Below are 1661 nucleotides of genomic sequence, written 5' to 3' on the forward strand. Positions count from 1 at the left end.
CCTCGCGCTTTCATCAAGCGGGCTGTCCGGCAGACGGGCAGGAAAGCAGAAAGTGCCTCTGACCAGCAAGAATGAGGATTGTCGAGGTCCTTGTTCCTGCCACCGCCGGAGGCACTTCCCAGGTGAAGCACTCTATCGGGTCCTATCCCCGTGTCCGCGTCCAGGACGACGGCCGTCAGGTCGTCTCCCAGGCCGGTTCGGTCCTGCTCGTCGAAACGGTCCGCAAGACCGGTCTTGAGCAGGTCATATCCCAGGCTCTGGCGCCGTGGCGCAAGCCGCGGGCCGTCCACGATCCCGGCAAGGTACTCCTGGATGTCGCCCTGGCGGTCGCACTGGGCGGGGACTGCCTCGCGGATGTCGCCATGCTGCGGGCCGAGCCGGCCGTCTTCGGTCCGGTCGCCTCCGATCCGACCGTCTCCCGCCTGATCGACACCCTCGCCGCCTCCGGCGAGAAGGCCCTGCAGGCGATCCGGTCCGCACGCTCCGAAGTCCGTGACCGTGTCTGGTCGTTGGCCGGTGAGAACGCCCCGGACGCCGACGGTCAGGTCGTCGTCGATCTTGACGGCGTCCTCGTGATCGCGCACTCCGACAAGGAGGATGCGGCCGCGACCTGGAAGAAGACCTACGGCCACCATCCGCTGACGGCCTTCGTCGACCACGGCCCGGGCGGAACCGGCGAGCCCGTCGCGGCCCTCCTCAGGCCGGGGAACGCGGGCTCGAACACGGCCGCCGACCACATCACCACCGCTCAGCTCGCCCTGGCCCAGCTGCCGAAGCGCTACCGGCGAGGGCGGCAGACGCTGATCCGCACGGACTCCGCCGGCGGCACCCACGATTTCGTGTCCTGGCTCGCCAGGCGAGGACGATGGCTGTCCTACTCGGTCGGCATGACGGTCACCGAAGTGATCCACGAACACGTGCTGAAGGTCCCCGCCTCGGCTTGGACGGCGGCCGTCGAGACCAATGGTGAGGTCCGTGACGGGGCCTGGGTCGCCGAGCTCACCGGCAAGCTGCTGGACGGCTGGCCGAAGGGCATGCGGCTGATCGTCAGGAAGGAACGGCCGCACCCCGGAGCCCAGTTGAGGATCACGGACGCGGACGGCATGCGGATCACCTGCTTCGCGACCAACACCCCTGACCGGCCGATCGCCGAACTCGAACTCCGTCACCGGCTGCGGGCCCGGGCCGAGGACCGGATCCGGGCCGCCCGGGCCACCGGTCTGCGCAACCTGCCCCTGCACACCACAGCCCAGAACAAGGTCTGGCTCGAGATCGTCCAGATCGCCCTCGACCTACTGGCCTGGATGCCTATGCTCGCGCTCACCGGCACCGCCAGGCTCTGGGAGCCCCGCCGCCTGCGGCTCCGTCTGTTCAACGCGGCCGGACAACTCGTCATCACCGGACGCCGACGAATCCTCCGCCTGGCCCGCCACTGGCCCTTCACCGGCCACATCACTGCCGCACTCGACCGGCTCGCACTCCTGCCGAACCCCGGCTGACCAGCGGATCCACCCGTCCCTACGACAGCCCTTCACCACCCGGAGCAGTGGAACCCGGCGCCACCCCGAGACGACACTCGGGCCCTCCGCCTGCACGGACTCAACTCACGGCACGGAAACAGGCCACCGACTACGTCGGCGGCCCGTCACGAAACTTCGAGG

At 69.2% G+C, this 1661-nt stretch carries 1 protein-coding gene; it reads left to right on the top strand.

The genetic code is table 11. The features are described from left to right. Positions 1-122 precede the first annotated feature (122 nt). Positions 123-1499: an IS1380 family transposase gene (locus ACFC1X_RS40730; protein WP_376364818.1), complete on the top strand. Its 1377-nt coding sequence runs from the start codon at positions 123-125 to the stop codon at positions 1497-1499. Positions 1500-1661 lie beyond the last annotated feature (162 nt).

The organism is Streptomyces sp. NPDC056128, from assembly GCF_042263835.1.
Taxonomy (GTDB): Bacteria; Actinomycetota; Actinomycetes; order Streptomycetales; family Streptomycetaceae; genus Streptomyces.